Source organism: Dyella sp. OK584, from assembly GCF_057787755.1.
Map to the genome: position 1 here is coordinate 1,660,048 of NZ_CM173542.1, position 16,752 is coordinate 1,676,799.

General features: G+C 64.7%; 11 protein-coding genes. 7 read left to right on the forward strand and 4 right to left on the reverse strand.

All coding sequences use genetic code 11. From position 1 onward, the window contains the following. The first annotated feature begins 40 nt into the window (after positions 1 to 40). Complete coding sequence (locus AC3CBN_RS07390) at positions 41 to 2,335, forward strand: NADP-dependent malic enzyme (protein ID WP_488636165.1); 2,295 nt, start codon at positions 41 to 43, stop codon at positions 2,333 to 2,335. A 235-nt stretch (positions 2,336 to 2,570) separates the two neighbouring features. Next, positions 2,571 to 2,867: a DUF6916 family protein gene (locus AC3CBN_RS07395; RefSeq protein ID WP_488636166.1), complete on the forward strand. Its 297-nt coding sequence runs from the start codon at positions 2,571 to 2,573 to the stop codon at positions 2,865 to 2,867. Here the strand turns inward: AC3CBN_RS07395 and AC3CBN_RS07400 are convergent. From AC3CBN_RS07400 to AC3CBN_RS07415, 4 genes are read right to left on the reverse strand one after another with little or no spacing between them, the layout of a single operon-like run. Further along, positions 2,860 to 3,387: a GNAT family N-acetyltransferase gene (locus AC3CBN_RS07400; protein ID WP_488636167.1), complete on the reverse strand. Its 528-nt coding sequence runs from the start codon at positions 3,385 to 3,387 to the stop codon at positions 2,860 to 2,862. The two genes, AC3CBN_RS07395 and AC3CBN_RS07400, sit on opposite strands and share 8 nt — an antisense overlap. 17 nt (positions 3,388 to 3,404) lie before the next feature. Next, positions 3,405 to 3,938, reverse strand: coding sequence for a phage tail protein (locus AC3CBN_RS07405; protein WP_488636168.1), 534 nt, complete (start codon positions 3,936 to 3,938; stop codon positions 3,405 to 3,407). A gap of 31 nt (positions 3,939 to 3,969) precedes the next feature. Next, positions 3,970 to 4,500 carry a phage tail protein gene (locus tag AC3CBN_RS07410; protein WP_488636169.1) on the reverse strand — a complete coding sequence of 177 codons (531 nt, stop codon included), beginning with the start codon at positions 4,498 to 4,500 and terminating at the stop codon, positions 3,970 to 3,972. Positions 4,501 to 4,519: 19 nt separating this feature from the next. Beyond that, positions 4,520 to 5,053, reverse strand: a complete 534-nt coding sequence (locus tag AC3CBN_RS07415; protein WP_488636170.1) for a phage tail protein — start codon at positions 5,051 to 5,053, stop codon at positions 4,520 to 4,522. A 250-nt stretch (positions 5,054 to 5,303) separates the two neighbouring features. Here AC3CBN_RS07415 and AC3CBN_RS07420 point away from each other — a divergent pair, with 250 nt between their 5' ends. From AC3CBN_RS07420 to AC3CBN_RS07440, 5 genes are all read left to right on the forward strand, one after another. Further along, the gene (locus AC3CBN_RS07420; RefSeq protein ID WP_488636171.1) at positions 5,304 to 10,583 is read left to right on the forward strand and encodes a putative Ig domain-containing protein; all 5,280 of its coding nucleotides are present in this window, start codon (positions 5,304 to 5,306) and stop codon (positions 10,581 to 10,583) included. Between the two features lie 484 nt (positions 10,584 to 11,067). Beyond that, positions 11,068 to 13,761 (forward strand): pyruvate dehydrogenase (acetyl-transferring), homodimeric type, encoded by a 2,694-nt coding sequence (gene aceE, locus AC3CBN_RS07425; protein ID WP_488636172.1) that lies wholly within the window; start codon positions 11,068 to 11,070, stop codon positions 13,759 to 13,761. A gap of 269 nt (positions 13,762 to 14,030) precedes the next feature. After that, positions 14,031 to 14,600, forward strand: a complete 570-nt coding sequence (locus AC3CBN_RS07430; RefSeq protein ID WP_488636173.1) for a LexA family protein — start codon at positions 14,031 to 14,033, stop codon at positions 14,598 to 14,600. A gap of 6 nt (positions 14,601 to 14,606) precedes the next feature. Further along, a complete protein-coding gene (gene imuA, locus AC3CBN_RS07435; RefSeq protein WP_488636174.1) occupies positions 14,607 to 15,230 on the forward strand; it encodes a translesion DNA synthesis-associated protein ImuA in 624 nt (207 codons plus the stop codon). 12 nt (positions 15,231 to 15,242) lie between these two features. After that, the gene (locus AC3CBN_RS07440; protein ID WP_488636175.1) at positions 15,243 to 16,655 is read left to right on the forward strand and encodes a Y-family DNA polymerase; all 1,413 of its coding nucleotides are present in this window, start codon (positions 15,243 to 15,245) and stop codon (positions 16,653 to 16,655) included. Positions 16,656 to 16,752: the final 97 nt, after the last annotated feature.

A 16,752-nucleotide genomic window follows, 5' to 3' on the forward strand; every position in this document is an offset into this window, starting at 1 on the left:
CACGGCTCCGACTCCCCATCACATTCGATCAACGCATCCCATGGCCCTTCCCGAAGAACTGCGTCTAGCTGCTCTGGAGTACCACCGCCTTCCGCGCCCCGGCAAGATCAAGGTTGCTGCCACCAAGCCCATGGTGACCCAGCGCGATCTTGCACTGGCTTATTCGCCCGGCGTGGCCTATGCCTGCGAGGCGATCGTTGAGGACCCCAACGCCGCCAGCGAAATGACTGCGCGCGGCAATCTGGTGGCGGTCATCACCAATGGCACGGCGGTGCTCGGCCTGGGTGACATCGGCCCGCTGGCTGGCAAGCCGGTCATGGAAGGCAAGGGCGTGCTGTTCCAGAAATTTGCCGGCATCGATGTGTTCGACATCGAGATCAACGAGCGCGACCCCGACAAGCTGGTCGACATCATCGCCTCGCTGGAACCGACTTTCGGCGGCATCAACCTGGAAGACATCAAGGCACCGGAGTGCTTCATCGTCGAGCGCAAGCTGCGCGAGCGCATGAAGATCCCCGTATTCCACGACGACCAGCACGGCACCGCCATCATCGTGGGCGCGGCCGTACTCAACGCGCTGGAAGTGGTGGGCAAGAAGCTCGAGGACGTGAAGCTGGCCACCACCGGCGCCGGCGCGGCGGGCATCGCCTGCCTGGACATGCTGGTGGCGCTGGGCGTGAAGCCCGAGCACATCCTCGCCTACGACCGCGAGGGCGTGCTGTACACCGGCCGCGACCACATGGACCCGGACAAGCGGCGGTATGCGCGCGACACCGACAAGCGCACGCTCGCCGAAATCGTGGCTGGCGCGGATGTGTTCCTTGGTCTTTCCGCCGGCGGCATCCTCAAGCCGGAGATGGTCGCCACCATGGCAGAGCGACCGATCATCCTGGCATTGGCCAATCCGAATCCGGAAATTTCGCCGGAAGACGCCAAGAAAGTGCGCCCGGACTGCATCATCGCCACCGGCCGATCGGATTACCCGAACCAGGTCAACAACGCGCTGTGCTTCCCGTACATTTTCCGCGGCGCACTCGATGTCGGCGCCACCGGCATCAACGAGGCGATGAAGCTCGCTTGCGTGCGCGCGATCGCCGCGCTGGCGCGCATGGAAGCCGGTGATCTGGCGAGCGCGTACGGCGGCGATGTACCGACCTTCGGCCCCGACTACCTCATTCCACGTCCGTTCGATCCGCGCCTGCTGGTGATGCTGGCGCCGGCCGTCGCCCAGGCGGCGATGGACTCGGGCGTCGCCGCGCGTCCGATCGTGGACATGGAGGTGTACATCGAGAAGCTGGGCCAGTTCATCTATCGCACCGGCCTGTTGATGAAGCCGGTGTACGAACGCGCGCGTGCCGATCTCAAGCGTGTGGTCTACGCCGAAGGCGAGGAAGAGACCGTACTGCGTGCCGTGCAAACGGTGATCGACGAGCGCCTGGCATTTCCGATCCTGATTGGCCGCCCGGATGTGATCGATACGCGCATCGAGCGCCTGGGCCTGCGCATGCGCGAAGGCGTCGATTTCGAACTCACCAACATCAATGACGATCCGCGCTTCAACGATTACTGGCAGCAGTACCACGCGTTGACCGAGCGTCGCGGGGTTACGCCGGCCGCCGCCAAGAACCTGCTGCGCTCGCGCCCCACGCTGATTGCCTCGCTGATGGTTGAGCGCGGCGAAGCGGACGCGATGATCTGCGGCCTGGTTGGCCGCTTCCACAAGAAGCTCGGCTACATGCGCAGCGTGTTCGGCCTGGACCCGGGCGTGCAGTGCACCTCGGCCATGACCGGCGTGATCAACGACCAGGGTGCGTGGTTCTTCCTCGACACCCACGTGCAGTGCGACCCGACTGCCGAACAGATCGCCGATGCGACCATGCAGGCAACTTATCGCCTGAAGCTGTTCGGCATCGAGCCGAAGGTGGCATTGCTGTCGCACTCCAACTTCGGCAGCCACGACAACCCGAGCGCGCTGAAGATGCGCAAGGTGCGCGAGATCCTTCAGGCACGCGTACCCAAGCTCGACATGGACGGCGAAATGCAGGCCGATACCGCCTGGGACGAGACACTGCGCCACCGCATTTTCCCCAACACCACGCTGAGCGGCCGCGCCAATCTGTTCGTGATGCCCAATATCGACGCCGCCAACATCACCTACAACATGGTGCGGGTGATGACGGATGGCGTGGCGATTGGACCGATCCTGATGGGCATCGACAAGTCGGCGCATATCCTCACGCCGGCGGCGACGCCACGTCGTGTGGTGAACATGACGGCGATTGCGGCGGTGGATGCGCAGATTCGCGCGGCCCACCAGGGCGAACGGCGGATCTGATCGGCGGTATTCGTTGCCACGATGAAACGGGGCCGCGTCGGCCCCGTTTCCTTTTCTACGGTTGTGCGTGAGATGTAAGCAGTGCGCGGACGGCATATTCGTCCCCCGACATCCATGAGGCGCGCTCTTGCTGACGTGCGACGATGCATGCTCCGCGACGTCGGCTGGCAGGCGATGTCGCTCCTCATCTGTGCGACACTTCGTGTTCACTCATCGACGGCGTAGGGGCGGCGCGATGCAAATCCTGGGTTTGGATCATTTCGCGAGACATGTGGGCGACACGTTCACCGTGACCTTGGATCAGATGGGGAACGCAACGTTCGCACTGGTGGAGGCGACGCCGTTACCGATAAAGCCCATCCAGGGCATGGTGCGCGCACCGTTCTCGCTGATCTTTCGCCACGAAGCGGCCGTCCTGTTCCCGCAGAAGACGTATCAGATGATGCATGCGGAGCTGGGAACGTTCGGGATTTTTCTTGTGCCGGTCGCACGTGACCGCAACGGCTTTCTCTACCAGGCCGTATTCAACTGACCGACCACCGCAGGCGATAGTGGAAGCCCTCCTCGCCTTCCTGACGGAAGCCGAGGCGCTGATAAAGCCGCTGCGCCGCCGCGTTGTTTTTTTCCACATAGAGCAGCACGCCGCGTCCCGTTGCGGCGGCGAGTGCCTGGGTGGTACGGATGAGGGCGCTACCGGCGCCCTGTCCGCGGGCCAAGGGAAGCAGGGCTATATCGATGATGTGTGCGTCACCGGCTTCGTCATCGTCAAGATAAAAACGCCCGCAAGGCTCGCCGTTGCGTTCCAGCAACAGGAAATGCGCGCGGGGGAACTGCGTAACGAAGTGATGGTGCTGCAGGGCGAATTGGCTGTCGATGAAGGCGTCCTTCATGCTCTGAGGCCACGGTGCCTGATGCAATTCGTCGGCGCGCAGCAGGCCGTAGAGGGCGCGCAGGAAAGGCAGATCGGCAAGGTTCGCGCGGCGGAGGACAAAGCCGGACGGCGCGGCGAAGGGCGTTGCACTGCTTTCCCGCTCGCTCGGGAAAGCAGGCAATGTGGACTGTGCGCCGATCAATCGAACGAGGGAAACACGCCGGTCATGGCAATGCAGTAGTTCACGCCGAGGTAGGGCTGCTGATTGTCATGTGGTTGATTGCCGCCCGTCGGCGCGATCATGTCGCCAGCAAAGTTGGTGGTTGGCGTGGCCGACGGCTGGAACGGCGCGGCAAGGCCGGGTACCACCAATGCACTTCCAGTCGCTGGTGTATTGCTGCGCTTGGTGGAGTCTGATTGCGCATACATGTTGAAGACATGCGCATGGATGGGCATCTGCGAGCCGGTTAGCGAAACGCTCGATTCACCGAAGGGTTCGCCGAGATCGCGTGGGGTCAGCCCTGGCCCCTGGCCTTGGCTACAGGCGGCACGCGATGCCAGGTTGGGCAGCTGAAACGTATTGGTGCCGTTGCCGCCGTAGTTCGTGCCGATCAGCGCGAACAGCGTGGTGTTTTGCGAGATGGGCAGCAGTGCGCCGTTGCACTGGCTCCAGCCTACGGGCGCGTAATTGAACCCGAACAACTGGATCTCGCCGATAAAGGGTGTCGTCATGGATATCTCCTGGACCTTGCCTTGGTCGCGCTCAGGACTGCGAGGGAAAGACGCCTGCCCATGCGATGCAATAGGACACGGTCAACGTAGGCATGAGATTGTCGTGGGGCAGGTTCCCGCCCTGCGGGCTTACCTCGTTCGCCGCCATGGCGACACTGGCGGCGCCCGTGAGGCTGGTGGCGTACATGGTGTCGCCGGTGAGTGTGCCCGGCAGTTGCGTGGGGCCAGGTACCGTGGCTGCTGCGGTGGCTGTGGTGGCGCCCAGCGTGTGCGTGTGCGTGGGAATCTGGCCGGACAGCAGCGTGACGTTTTCGGTGCCGCCGAGTTGGCCCATCACGCGCGGCGTGAGACCCTGGCCGTTGCCCTGGTGCAGGGGAACGCGACCGCGCATGTCGGGTACCGCAAAAGTGTTGACGCCGTCGCCGCCGTAGGTGGTGCCCAGCAAAGTGTAGAGAGCCTCGTACTGGGATATCGGCTGGAGGCTGCCATCGCACGCGAACCATCCCGTCGGCACGCGCGGAAACGCAAACAGGCGAATTTCGCCCAAAAAAGGTGTCGTCATAGTTAGGCCCTCGGGGACTTCAGCTGCGCGACGGGTACACGCCCGTCATCGCGATGCAGAAATTGAGCACGTTGAATGGCTGCATGTTTTCGTGCGGCTGATTGCCGCCGGCCGTACCAAGCTGCGATGCATAGAGCGGCACCGTATTGCCCGAGTCCTGCGCGTAAAGCGCCTCACTCGCTGCCCCGTAGATGGTATTGGTCGGGTTCTTGACGCCGCCGGTCTGCGTGGTGGTGGCCGTGGCCAGGTGGTTGTGCATCGGCAGCTGACCGGTGGTCACGGTGACCGTTTCCGTGCCGGCCATGGTGCCGATGGGCAGGGTCGGCGGTGACCAGCTGGGGTCCCGCGAGGCCAGTGCGCCGAGCGGCGTGCGGCCCATCAGGTTGGGTAGTTGGAAGGTGTTGACGCCGTCGCCGCCGTAGAAAGTGCCCAATAGTGAGAACAGTGCCTGGTTCTGGTTGATTGGCATCAACTGGCCGTTGCACTGCGCGAAACCTCTGGGCGCGAAATTGAAGCCCGCGAGCATGATCTGCCCGAGGAAATAGTCCGCCATCTTGTTCCCCTGTGGATGGTGAAGCGCGGGTAATGTGTATCAACGCCTCTGCGACTGCAATGTGGCGAATGGCTTATCGTCAATAGGCCTCCGCCGCCCTCAGAATGCTCGATGCGGTCGGCTGCGTGCCGGCCAGTAGGAGATGGGGGACTGGCTTGAGGGTCTTCAGGGAGACTTAGGCCAGCCAGGGATTTCGGGGCGCGTGCGCTAGCCAATGGCACGCGCGACAGGGGCTCGAGGGAGTACAAGCATGCTTCGTTTCGCGAAGGTGTCTTCGCCGTGGATGGCGTTTGCGTCTAAAAAACGCTTTTTCGCTTGGTTTGGTCTGTTGCTGGCATCGTGTTTCTGGACCGGTCTGGCACATGCCAACTGCCCCACCCAGAGCGCCACGGTGGCAGCGCTGGGGACGGTCAGCATCGATGTCTCCCTCTGCTCGCCGTTCGGTACCAGCGGCATCGTGCAGCAGCCTTCGCACGGCACGGCCGGGCCGCAGGCGCCGGGTAGTGCATCGACCCTCGTGACCTATACGAACACAGACGGCAGCGCGACCAGCGACTCCTTCAGTTTCCTGGACGACTCGGGCGCGACCGTTCTGGTCAATATAACCATTGGCCTAGGCTCCTCCAGCCCGATCGCCATTTCGCCGGCGTCGTTGCCCTCGGGCACGATAGGTGCGAGCTATTCGCAGCAGATCACCGCCAGCGGTGGCAATGGTGGGCCTTATACGTATACCGGGCAGTCCGGCTCGCTTCCGACGGGACTGAGCCTCAACCAGACCACCGGCGTGATATCGGGCGTACCCACCGAGGGTGGCGCCTTCCCATTGACCATCGCCGCCAGCGACGGCACCAACGTCGGCACGCAGAGCTACACGTTGGTGATCAATGGCGGATTGACTGTCACTCCCGCCAGCTTGCCCGGTGCGCGCCTCAACGTTGCCTATAGCCAGACCATCACCGCCAGCGGCGGCACGGGCAGCTATAGCTATGCAGTGGACCTGACCTACGGTCCGCTGCCCAGTGGCCTCAGCCTCGGTGGCGGAGGCGTGCTATCGGGCACGCCGACGCTCACAGGCAACTACAACTTCGTCATCAAGGTCACCGATACCGGCAATGGCCATACGCAACAGGTGAACTATTCACTTGCCGTGACCAACCCGCCGCCGGTCGCCGGCGCGGTCTCGGCCACGGTGGCGCACGGAAGCGCCAGTAACCCGATCACGTTGAACATTACCGGCGGTGTGCCGACTTCGGTGGCCGTCGCGACGGCGCCAGCGCATGGCACCACCTCGGTCAGCGGCACCAGCGTGACCTACACGCCGACCTTCAGCTATTCCGGACCGGACTCGTTCACCTATACCGCCACCAACACCGGTGGCACGTCCGCGCCGGCGACAGTGACCATCACGGTGTCGCCAGCGACCGTCGCATACACCCCGGCTAATCCGTCCGCGGCCACTGTGGGTGCGGCCTACAGCCAATCCGTCGCCAGCGCCAGCGGCGGCACGCCGCCCTATACCTACGTTCTCGCATCAGGCAGCTTGCCGTCGGGCATCACATTGGCCACCAACGGCACGCTGTCAGGCACGCCCACTTCGGGCGGCGCCTACAGCTTCACGGTGAACGCCACCGACAGCAGCACCGGTACCGGGCCGTTCAGCGCCACCAGCGGCACGCTGACGCTGACGGTCAATGCGCCGACCATCACGCTGGCTCCAAACTTGCTGGCCAACCCGCGTGTGGGTTCGACGTACTCGCAGAGCGTGACCGCATCCGGCGGCACCGCCTCCTACACCTACGCCGTCACTGCCGGCGCGCTGCCGGCCGGCTTGAGCATGAGCAGCGGCGGTGTGTTCTCCGGCACACCCATCAGCGCTGGCACCTACAACTTCACCGTCACCGCGACCGACAGCAGCGTCGGCACCGGCCCCTATACGGGCAGCCGTGCCTACAGCATCACCGTGGGCGCACCGACGATGACCATCACGCCCACATCAGGCACGGCCCTCAACGGGGTTGTGGGTAGCGCGTTGAACTTCACGTTCGCGGGCGCCAATGGCACGGCGCCATACACTTATTCGCTGGTGATCAACGCCGGCACGATGCCCTCGGGTGTGAGCTTCAACAGCAACGGCACGCTTGCCGGCACGCCGACTACGGCCGGTTCGGTCAACTTCAGCGTGACGGCGACGGACAGCTCGACCGGCACCGGCGCACCGTTCTCCGTCGCGGGCACGTACACGCTCACCGTGAGCGCGCCCACGATCACGGTGTCGCCGGTCACGTTGCCCGCACCCGCCATCGGCGTCGCCTACAGCCAGGCCATCAGTGCGTCCGAAAGCTTGCCGACCACCTTCACCTATGCGGTGAGTGCGGGGGCATTGCCGACGGGGCTGTCGTTGAGCGGATCCTCGGGCGTGCTCAGCGGTACGCCTACGGCAGCGGGAACCTTCAATTTCACCATCAGTGCCACTGACAGCGGCGGCTTCAGCGGCAGCCGGGCCTACAGCGTCACGGTGGGTGCCGGCACGGTGGTGCTCACGCCAGGCGCACTGACCAACGCCACGGCAGAGGCGGCCTATACCCATACCTTCACCGCGAGCGGCAGCACGGCGCCCTACACCTATTCGCTCGTGTCGGGCACGCTGCCGCCGGGTGTGGTGCTGTCGTCCAATGGCGTGCTTTCCGGCACGCCGACGGCGGCGGGCACGTTCAACTTCACACTCAGGGTCACCGATAGCAGTACGGGTGTCGGCGCGCCGTTCTCGGCCAGCCAGGCTTACACACTGACTGTGCAAGCACCTGTCGTCGTCATCGCACCGACCGCGTTACCCGCAGGCACTGGTAGTGTCGCTTACAGCCAGGTACTGAGTGCGAGCGGTGGCACTGGCGGCTACTCCTACAGCCTCACGGCGGGCGCGCTGCCGCCAGGCGTGTCATTGAGCAGCGCCGGTAACCTGTCCGGTACGCCGACCGCGGCGGGTACCTTCAACTTCACCGTCCAGGCGACAGATGGCTTGGGCTTCAGCGGCAGCCAGGTCTACACGTTTACCGTGCAGGCGCCGACGATCGCCATCGCGCCAGCCACGCTGCCCGCGGGTAGCGGCGGCAGCACCTATAGCCAGACGCTCAATGCGAGTGGTGGCAATGGCACCTACACCTACAGCCTGACGGCAGGCGCACTGCCGCCAGGTGTGGTGTTCAGCAGCGCCGGTAACCTGTCCGGCACACCGACCGCGGCGGGCACCTTCAGCTTTACTGTCAAAGCGACAGATGGCTTGGGCTTCAGCGGTAGCCGGGCCTACACGTTCACCGTGCAGGCGCCGACCATCGTCATGACGCCGGCCACGTTGCCGGGCGGCCAGGCCAACGTCACCTACAGCCAGACGCTGAGTGCGAGCGGAGGCAGCGGTGGCTACACCTACAGCCTCACGTCGGGCGCGTTGCCGCCAGGGGCCGTTTTCAGCAGCGCGGGTAGCCTGTCGGGTACGCCGACCACGCCGGGCAGCTACAACTTCACGATCAAGGTGACGGACGGCCTCGGCTTCAGCGGCACTCAGGCGTACTCGCTGGGAATCAACCAGCCCGTGCCGACCGTCGTGAACGACACCGCTGCGACTGTGGCCAATGCGCCAGCAACCATCCCGGTGACCGCCAACGACACCGGTCCGATCACCAGCATTGCGGTGGCGCAGGCATCGACCCATGGCAGCACCACGGTCAGCGGCCTCAACGTGATCTATACGCCGACGACCAACTTCTTCGGCAGCGACAGCTTCACCTACACGGCGACCGGCCCCGGCGGTACGTCCGCGCCAGCCACGGTCAGCGTGACGGTGACGCCGCTGGCGTTGCCGGTGGCTGCGGCGCAGGTTGCCACCGTGCTGGGCGGCAAATCGGTGACCATTCACGCAACGCAGGGCGCTACGGGCGCACCGTTCACGACGGTGGCGATCGTTACCGCACCGACCGCGGGTACGGCCACCGTGAGCGGTACGGACATTGTCTATACCGCGCCGCTCAACGCTTCTGGCACGGTGGGTCTGGACTACACGCTGTCCAACCCGTTCGGTTCGTCGCAGCCGGCGCACGTCACCATCACGGTGAACCCGGTGCCGCTGCCTGCGGCGCTCAGCGCCAGTGTGGTGGCCGGACGCACGGTGCAGGTCGACCTGACCGCCACCGCGCACGGCGGCCCGTTCACCGCTGCGACGCTCGTTGCTGTTTCGCCCTCCAACGCCGGTAGTGCCAGCATCCACGGCACGGCGTCGGGTTATGCGCTCGACTTCACCGCGAACAGTGCCTTCAGTGGCCAGGCACAGGTGAGCTATACGCTCAGCAATGCGTACGCCACCTCGGCAGCGGCCAATGTCACCATCAGCGTGACGGGGCGCAGTGATCCGTCGAAGGACGCCGAAGTGCTCGGCGTGCTCGCGGCGCAAGCGGATTCGGCTCGTCGTCTGGCGTTGGGCCAGATCGACAACTTCCAGCGCCGCCTGGAAACACTGCACAGCGGTGCGACCACTGGCGGGTTCACCAACGGCATCAGCCTGAGCTCCGCCAGTGCGCGCCAGAACCGCGACCCGATGCTGGGCCTGCGCGGCAGCGGTGATGAGTGGAGCCGCCGCTACTGGATGCAGCCTGATGAACCTCCGTCCGTCGATGCTTCGCGCGGCACCGGAAAGGTGGGCGAGTGGTCGGTGTGGACCGGCGGTGCGGTGAACTTCGGCAAGACGCAGCCGGGCACGAGCGACAACGGTATCGACTTCACCACCTCAGGCATCAGCATGGGTGCGGATCGCGCCTTCGGTGACACGTTCGCGGTGGGTGCCGGCATGGGTTATGGCCATGACGCCTCGGACATTGGTCACCATGGCAGCCGCAGTGCAGTGGATGGCTACAGTGCCGCCATTTATGGCAGCTACAGGCCATTGCCGAAGGTGTATGTCGACGCGATGGCGGGTTATCAGTGGATGTCGTTCGATGCGCGCCGCTATGTCACGGACAACGGCAACACCGTGCATGGCAACCGGGACGGCGAGCAGCTGTTCGCCTCACTGTCGGTGGGCTATGAGCACCACGCACAGGACGGCACGCTGGTGTCGCCCTACGGTCGTTTCGACTTCGCCCGCGCCAGCCTCGACAGCTACACCGAGCACGGCGATGACACCTATGCGTTGACTTATGCGAGCCAGACGGTGAAGACCAGCACGGGTGTGCTGGGCCTGCGTGCCTCTTGGGTAGCCAAGCGCGACTATGGTGTATGGATGCCGCAGCTGCGTGCGGAGTTCAGGCACGACTTCCAGGGTTCCAGTGTGGCCGCGATGCGCTACGCCGATCTGCTGGGCGGCCCCTTGTACTCGGCCTCGCTGGGCAACCAATCGCGCAACCACACGCTGGTCGGTGCGGGCGTGATGCTGCAGACGTTGAGCGGATGGTCCCTGCGCATGGAGTACCAGAATCTCCTCGACAACAGTACGCAGGACAACCAGTCGATACAGCTGGGTGTGGAGAAGAAGTTCGATCCGTAAGGAAAGGCTGCGGGTGCGCCGTGGAACAGCCATGGCGCACCTCGCGGCGGCGCATGCGCCGATCTGCCGACCGCGGGAAGCGGGGCGCGGCTGAGCGGCCGGTTGTACCTGTGTGTGTTCGAAACGAGGCCCGTGTGGCCTCGTTTTTTTTGAGGCAAGAGTGTCTCGCATTCCGACTCCCTCCATCGAGGAGAGAAGAAGCCGAGCAAGAAGCGCCCGCCATGTACCCGGGACAGTCCAGCCACCCATCGAAGGCGCCGGATACCGACTTTCGTCGGGATGATGCACAGGTGCGCCTGATTGCCCGTTGGCCGTTGCCTCCTATCACCCAATCGACGCTTCCAGCCATTCGCCCCCGTATTGTCTCGATCCAATTGGCGAAAAACCACGCCGGAGCTAAACTCGAAGGGTTCCCCGCCTCCCATGCCGGAGGCGCCCACCTACAGCCGCGCCAACCCCCCGGCGCCGCGGAGAGAAGCTCCCCATGGATCAGCTCGACGACATCCTCCACCAGGACCTCGACCCCACCGAAACCCAGGAATGGGTCGAATCGCTCAATGCGGTGATCAATCACGACGGCACCGAGCGCGCGCACTACCTGCTGGAGAAGATGGTCGATTCGACGCGTCGCGCGGGTGGCTATCTGCCGTTCAATCCGACCACCGAATACGTCAACACCATTTCGCCGGGTCACGAGGCGAAGATGGATGGCGACGCGGCAATGGAGTGGCGCATCCGCACGCTGGTTCGCTGGAACGCCATGGCCATGGTCGTGCGCGCCAACCGCAAGCCGGGTGAGCTGGGTGGCCATATCGCCAGTTTCGCCTCGTCGGCCACGCTGTACGACGTGGGCTTCAACCATTTCTGGCGTGCGCCGAGCGCCGATCATCCGGGCGACCTGGTGTTCCATCAGGGCCATTCCAGCCCGGGCATCTACGCCCGCTCGTTCCTCGAAGGCCGCATCAGCGAAGAACAGCTCGATCTGTTTCGCATGGAAGTGGCCGGCCACGGTCGTGGTTTGTCCTCGTACCCGCATCCCTGGCTGATGCCGGACTACTGGCAGGTGCCGACGGTGTCGATGGGCCTTGGTCCCATCCAGGCGATCTATCAGGCGCAGTTCTGGAAGTACCTGGAACACCGCGGACTGATGCCCAAGACCGATCGCAAGATCTGGTGCTTCATGGGCGACGGCGAAACCGACGAGCCCGAGTCGCTCGGCGCCATCTCGTTGGCCGGCCGCGAAGGCCTGGACAACCTGGTGTTCGTGATCAACTGCAACCTGCAGCGCCTGGACGGTCCGGTGCGCGGCAACGGCAAGATCATCCAGGAACTGGAAGGCGTGTTCCGCGGCGCAGGCTGGAACGCCATCAAGGTCATCTGGGGCAGCTACTGGGATCCGCTCCTCGCGCGCGATACCAAGGGCGTACTGCGCAAGCTGATGATGGAAACCGTGGACGGCGAGTACCAGGCCTGCAAGGCCTTCGGTGGCGCGTACACACGCGAGCATTTCTTCAACAAGTACCCCGAAACGCGCGAGATGGTGGCCAACCTGTCGGACGACGACATCTGGCGCCTCAACCGCGGTGGTCATGATCCGCACAAGGTCTATGCGGCCTACGACCAGGCCGTGAAGACCAAGGGCATGCCGACCGTGATCCTCGCCAAGACGGTGAAGGGTTATGGCATGGGCGCCGCCGGTGAGTCGCAGAACCCGACGCATCAGCAGAAGAAGCTCGATGCCGAGGCCGTGCGCCACTTCCGCGACCGCTTCAATATCCCGGTGCCGGATGACCAGCTGGCCGACGTGCCGTACTTCCATCCGGGCAAGGATTCTCCGGAAGTGCAGTACATGATGGAGCGTCGCCGCGCGCTGGGCGGCGCGCTGCCGCAGCGTCGCCGCAAGACCGACGTGAAGCTCAAGGCGCCGGAACTGTCGGCGTTCGAGCAGATCACCAAGGGCACCGGCGATCGCGAGATCAGCACCACCATGGCGCTGGTGCGCGGCATGAACCTGATGCTGCGCGACAAACAGATTGGTGAGCGCATCGTGCCGATCGTGGCCGATGAGGCGCGTACCTTCGGCATGGAAGGCATGTTCCGCCAGATCGGCATCTACGCGCCGTTCGGCCAGAAGTACCGTCCGCAGGACGCCGACCAGCTGCTGTACTACCGCGAAGATCAGCAGGGTCAGGTGCTGCAGGAAGGCATCTCCGAGGCCGGCGGCATGGCCGCGTGGATGGCTGCGGCCACCAGCTACAGCATCAGCAACCAGCCGATGCTGCCGTTCTTCGTGTACTACTCGATGTTCGGCTTCCAGCGCATCGGCGACCTGGCCTGGGCCGCTGGCGACATGCGCGCGCGTGGCTTCCTGATCGGCGGTACCGCCGGTCGCACCACCATCAACGGTGAAGGCCTGCAGCACGAAGACGGCCATTCGCACCTGCTTGCCGGTGCCATCCCCAACTGCGTGTCCTATGACCCGACCTTCTCCTACGAGATCGCCGTGATCATGCAGGACGGCGTCCGCCGCATGCTGCAGGAGCAGGAGGATGTGTACTACTACCTGACCGTGATGAACGAGAACTACAGCCACCCGGACCTGCCCAGGGGCGCCGAGGAAGGCATCATCAAGGGCATGTACCTGTTCAAGGATGCCGGCAAGCCGAAGAAGGGCGAGCCGCGCGTGCAGTTGCTGGGTTCGGGCACCATCCTGCGTGAAGTGATCGCTGCCGCCGAGCTGCTGGAAAAGGACTTCGGCGTCACCGCCGACATCTGGTCCTGCCCCAGCTTCAGCGAGCTGCGTCGTGACGGTTTCGACGCCGAGCGCTGGAACCGCCTGCATCCGGAAGCCGAGCAGCGCGTGCCGTACGTGACCGGCCTGCTGCAGGGCCGCCAGGGTCCGGCCGTCGCGGCCACCGACTACGTGCGCGAGTACGCCGACCAGATCCGCGCGTTCATGCCCGATGGCACGCACTACACGGTGCTGGGCACGGATGGTTTCGGCCGTTCCGACACTCGCGCCCACCTGCGCGGGTTCTTCGAGGTCGACCGTTACTGGATCGCCCAGGCCGCTCTCGCCGCGCTGGCGAAGGAAGGCAAGGTCAACGCCAAGGACGTCGCCCGCGCCATCAAGACCTACAAGCTCGATCCGGACAAGCCGAACCCGCAGACGGTGTAATGCTCATAGCCTTTCCCTCTCCCCTCCGGGGAGAGGGTAGAGTCGTTACGTAATTCCCTCTCCCTTTTGGGGAGAGGGCAGGGTGAGGGGCCAATCTCGCGGTAGCGTCATTCCAGGCGAGTTTTGTTGGCTTATCCCGGGCCAATACCCGGGTTCCATCCGCATCGGGCTTCCTCGTGCGGAGATGCGGTAACAGAGCCTTCGTATCTCACTCGCTGAGATAGTTCTGGTGGTATCTTGATTGTTGTCCCGGCAATCAAGGTCACTTCATGTCTCCTTCCGATCACGGTGGATCGCGTCCCGGCGCGGGTCGCCCAGCCGGCGAGCCCAGCCAGCGTCTTCGCGTGCCGGAAAGCCAGGTGCCAACGGTGTTGGCCTATCTGGAGGCCTATCGCAAATCGACGTCGCTGGAAGAACCGCGCCCGGTCTCGCTGATGCCGTCGACAGTGGCGCTGACCGCCTTCACCAGTCGCGTGCCGGCCGGCGTACCGAGCGTCGCCGACGACCACGTCGATGAGGTCGTCGATCTCAACGAGCATCTGGTGCTGCCCGGACACGAGCCGAGCACGTTCATCATCCGGGTGTCTGGCTGGTCGATGATCGGCGCAGGCATCTTCGATGGCGACGAAGTGATCGTGGATCGCGCGCTCAATGCGCGACAGGGCGACATCGTGGTGGCGATCGTCAACGGCGAATTGTCGATCAAGCGCTTGGGTAAGGTGGATGGCCACATCGCGCTGTTGCCGGAAAACGCGCACTTCAAGCCCATCGTATTCAAGGAAGGCGAAACCCTGGAGATCTGGGGCGTCGTGACCAAGTGCCTGCGCAGTTTGCGCTGAGTCGTCATGAGCAACGTCGTCGCACTCCGTTCGCTGATCGAAGGCCGCCAGGTCTGGCAGGGAAGGGCTGCGCCGATCCCGAGCAGCGATCAGCCGACCGGTTGGGCGACGCTTGATGCCGCGCTGCCCACCGGCGGTTGGCCCAGTGCGGCCCTGACGGAAATCCTGCTGCCTGCCGATGGCGTCGGTGAGTTGCAACTGGTGTTGCCCACGCTGGCGCGATACACGCAGGCCGGCCGCACCGTGATGGTGATCGCGCCGCCCTATGTGCCGTATGTGCCGGGCTGGGAAGCGCGCGGCGTGGTGATGTCGTGCGTGGACATCATCACAGCCGATGGTCGCGATGCGTTGTGGACCACCGAGCAGTGCCTGCGTTCGGGTAGCTGCGCCGCCGTGCTGGCGTGGCCGACGCATGCGGACGATCGCGCGTTGCGGCGCCTGCAGGTGGCAGCCGATACCGGCAAGGCGCTCGCGTTTGCGTTTCGCGACCGGCGCCATCTCGCACAGGCTTCGCCGGCCGCCTTGCGCCTGGAACTGGAAACGGAACCATCACCGCAGGTGCGCGTGCGCAAATGCCGTGGTGGCAATGCGCCCAGCCAGCCCGTGCCGTTGTCCGTCGGCTGGTCGTGAGGAGGGCGCATCATGCTGTGGGCCTGCGTATTGCTGCCGCATCTGGCGCTGGATGGTGTCCTCCGTCGACGTCCGCCGTCGGATGCGCCGCTGGTGTTGGTGAGTGGGCCGGCGCAGGCGCGGATGGTGTTCGCCGCCAACATGCCGGCGCGCACAGCGGGTTTGCGACCCGGCCAGAAGTTGTCGGCCGCCCAGGCATTGCTGAGCCAGTTCGAGATGGTCGATTACGATCCGGAAGCCGCTGCGCGCTGGCATCGTTTTCTTGCCGCATGGGCTTATCGCTATAGCTCCGACGTCGCGCTTTTTCCGCATGCCATCGTGCTGGAAGTCAGCAAGAGCCTGGGCCTGTTCGGGCCATGGCCGCGTTTCGAGGCGCAGCTGCGCGACGACCTGAATGCACTGGGTTTTCGCCATCGCATCGCGCTGGCGCCAAGCGCGCATGCCGCCCATGTGCTGGCGGGTGTGCACGATGGCCTCGCGGTGATGACGCCCGATACCTTGCATCGTGCATTGGTGCCCATCGCGATACGCCATGCGCGTTTGCCGGATAACGCGGGCGCGGCCTTGCCATCCATGGGCATCCGCACGCTGGGGCAGCTGCTGCACCTGCCGCGCGCGGGGCTGCAGCGCCGCTTTGGCGCTGACCTGCTTGATCACCTGGATCGACTCACCGGTGCCGGTCCCGAGTTGATGGACGGCTATCGGCCGCCCGATTCGCTGGACCTGCGCATGGAGTGGACGCACGAGATCGAACACGTCGAGGCACTGGTCTTTCCACTGCGTCGACTGACCGGCGATCTGGCCGCCTATCTGGCCGGGCGCGATGGTGGCGTGCAACGCTTTGTCGTGGAACTGGAACATCGCGGCGCGCCACCCACGCGCGTGCCGGTGGGCATGCTTGCGGCTGAACGCGATGCCGCGTTGCTGTTCGAGTGCGCACGCGGCCGGCTGGAACGGCAGCAACTGCCGGAGGCGGTCGTGGCCATGCGTTTGATCGCCCGCGAGTTGCCGCCCTTCGTGCCGGCCGGCCGCGACCTGTTCGACACGCGGCCGGCAAACGCCATGCCGCTGGAGCAATTGCGCGAGCGTTTGCGTGCACGCCTGGGCGAGCGCGCCATACGGCGCCTTCGCCGCACCATCGACCCGCGTCCCGAGCATGCACAGACCACCGCCGATGCCGTGAAGTACGCGCACGAGCCGGAGACCTTGCTGCGTCCCACCTGGCTACTCGATGCGCCGATACCGCTGCGTGGCCCGGCACCTACCGTTCTGGCCGGCCCCGAGCGTATGGAAACCGGTTGGTGGGATGGTGGCGACATGCGCCGCGATTACTACGTGGTTCGCACGTCGCAAGGACAATGCGCGTGGGTGTTCTGCGCACCGGGCGAACAGGGAAACTGGATGTTGCATGGGTGGTTCGCATGAAGGCAACGCTGATCAAGTATCGCCATCGTCACCAGCCCTGTCTGTTCGCATGCCGCAGGGCCGTCGGCGACGGCAGACTGGCTGTCTGTCGAGACGG

What these genes read in the sequence shown, in the direction of transcription:
- AC3CBN_RS07390 (WP_488636165.1), top strand. Translation starts at nt 41, where the DNA reads ATGGCCCTTCCCGAAGAACTGCGTCTAGCTGCTCTGGAGTACCACCGC.
- AC3CBN_RS07395 (WP_488636166.1), top strand. Translation starts at nt 2,571, where the DNA reads ATGCAAATCCTGGGTTTGGATCATTTCGCGAGACATGTGGGCGACACG.
- AC3CBN_RS07405 (WP_488636168.1), bottom strand. Translation starts at nt 3,938, where the DNA reads ATGACGACACCCTTTATCGGCGAGATCCAGTTGTTCGGGTTCAATTAC.
- AC3CBN_RS07410 (WP_488636169.1), bottom strand. Translation starts at nt 4,500, where the DNA reads ATGACGACACCTTTTTTGGGCGAAATTCGCCTGTTTGCGTTTCCGCGC.
- AC3CBN_RS07415 (WP_488636170.1), bottom strand. Translation starts at nt 5,053, where the DNA reads ATGGCGGACTATTTCCTCGGGCAGATCATGCTCGCGGGCTTCAATTTC.
- AC3CBN_RS07420 (WP_488636171.1), top strand. Translation starts at nt 5,304, where the DNA reads ATGCTTCGTTTCGCGAAGGTGTCTTCGCCGTGGATGGCGTTTGCGTCT.
- aceE (WP_488636172.1), top strand. Translation starts at nt 11,068, where the DNA reads ATGGATCAGCTCGACGACATCCTCCACCAGGACCTCGACCCCACCGAA.
- AC3CBN_RS07430 (WP_488636173.1), top strand. Translation starts at nt 14,031, where the DNA reads ATGTCTCCTTCCGATCACGGTGGATCGCGTCCCGGCGCGGGTCGCCCA.
- imuA (WP_488636174.1), top strand. Translation starts at nt 14,607, where the DNA reads ATGAGCAACGTCGTCGCACTCCGTTCGCTGATCGAAGGCCGCCAGGTC.
- AC3CBN_RS07440 (WP_488636175.1), top strand. Translation starts at nt 15,243, where the DNA reads ATGCTGTGGGCCTGCGTATTGCTGCCGCATCTGGCGCTGGATGGTGTC.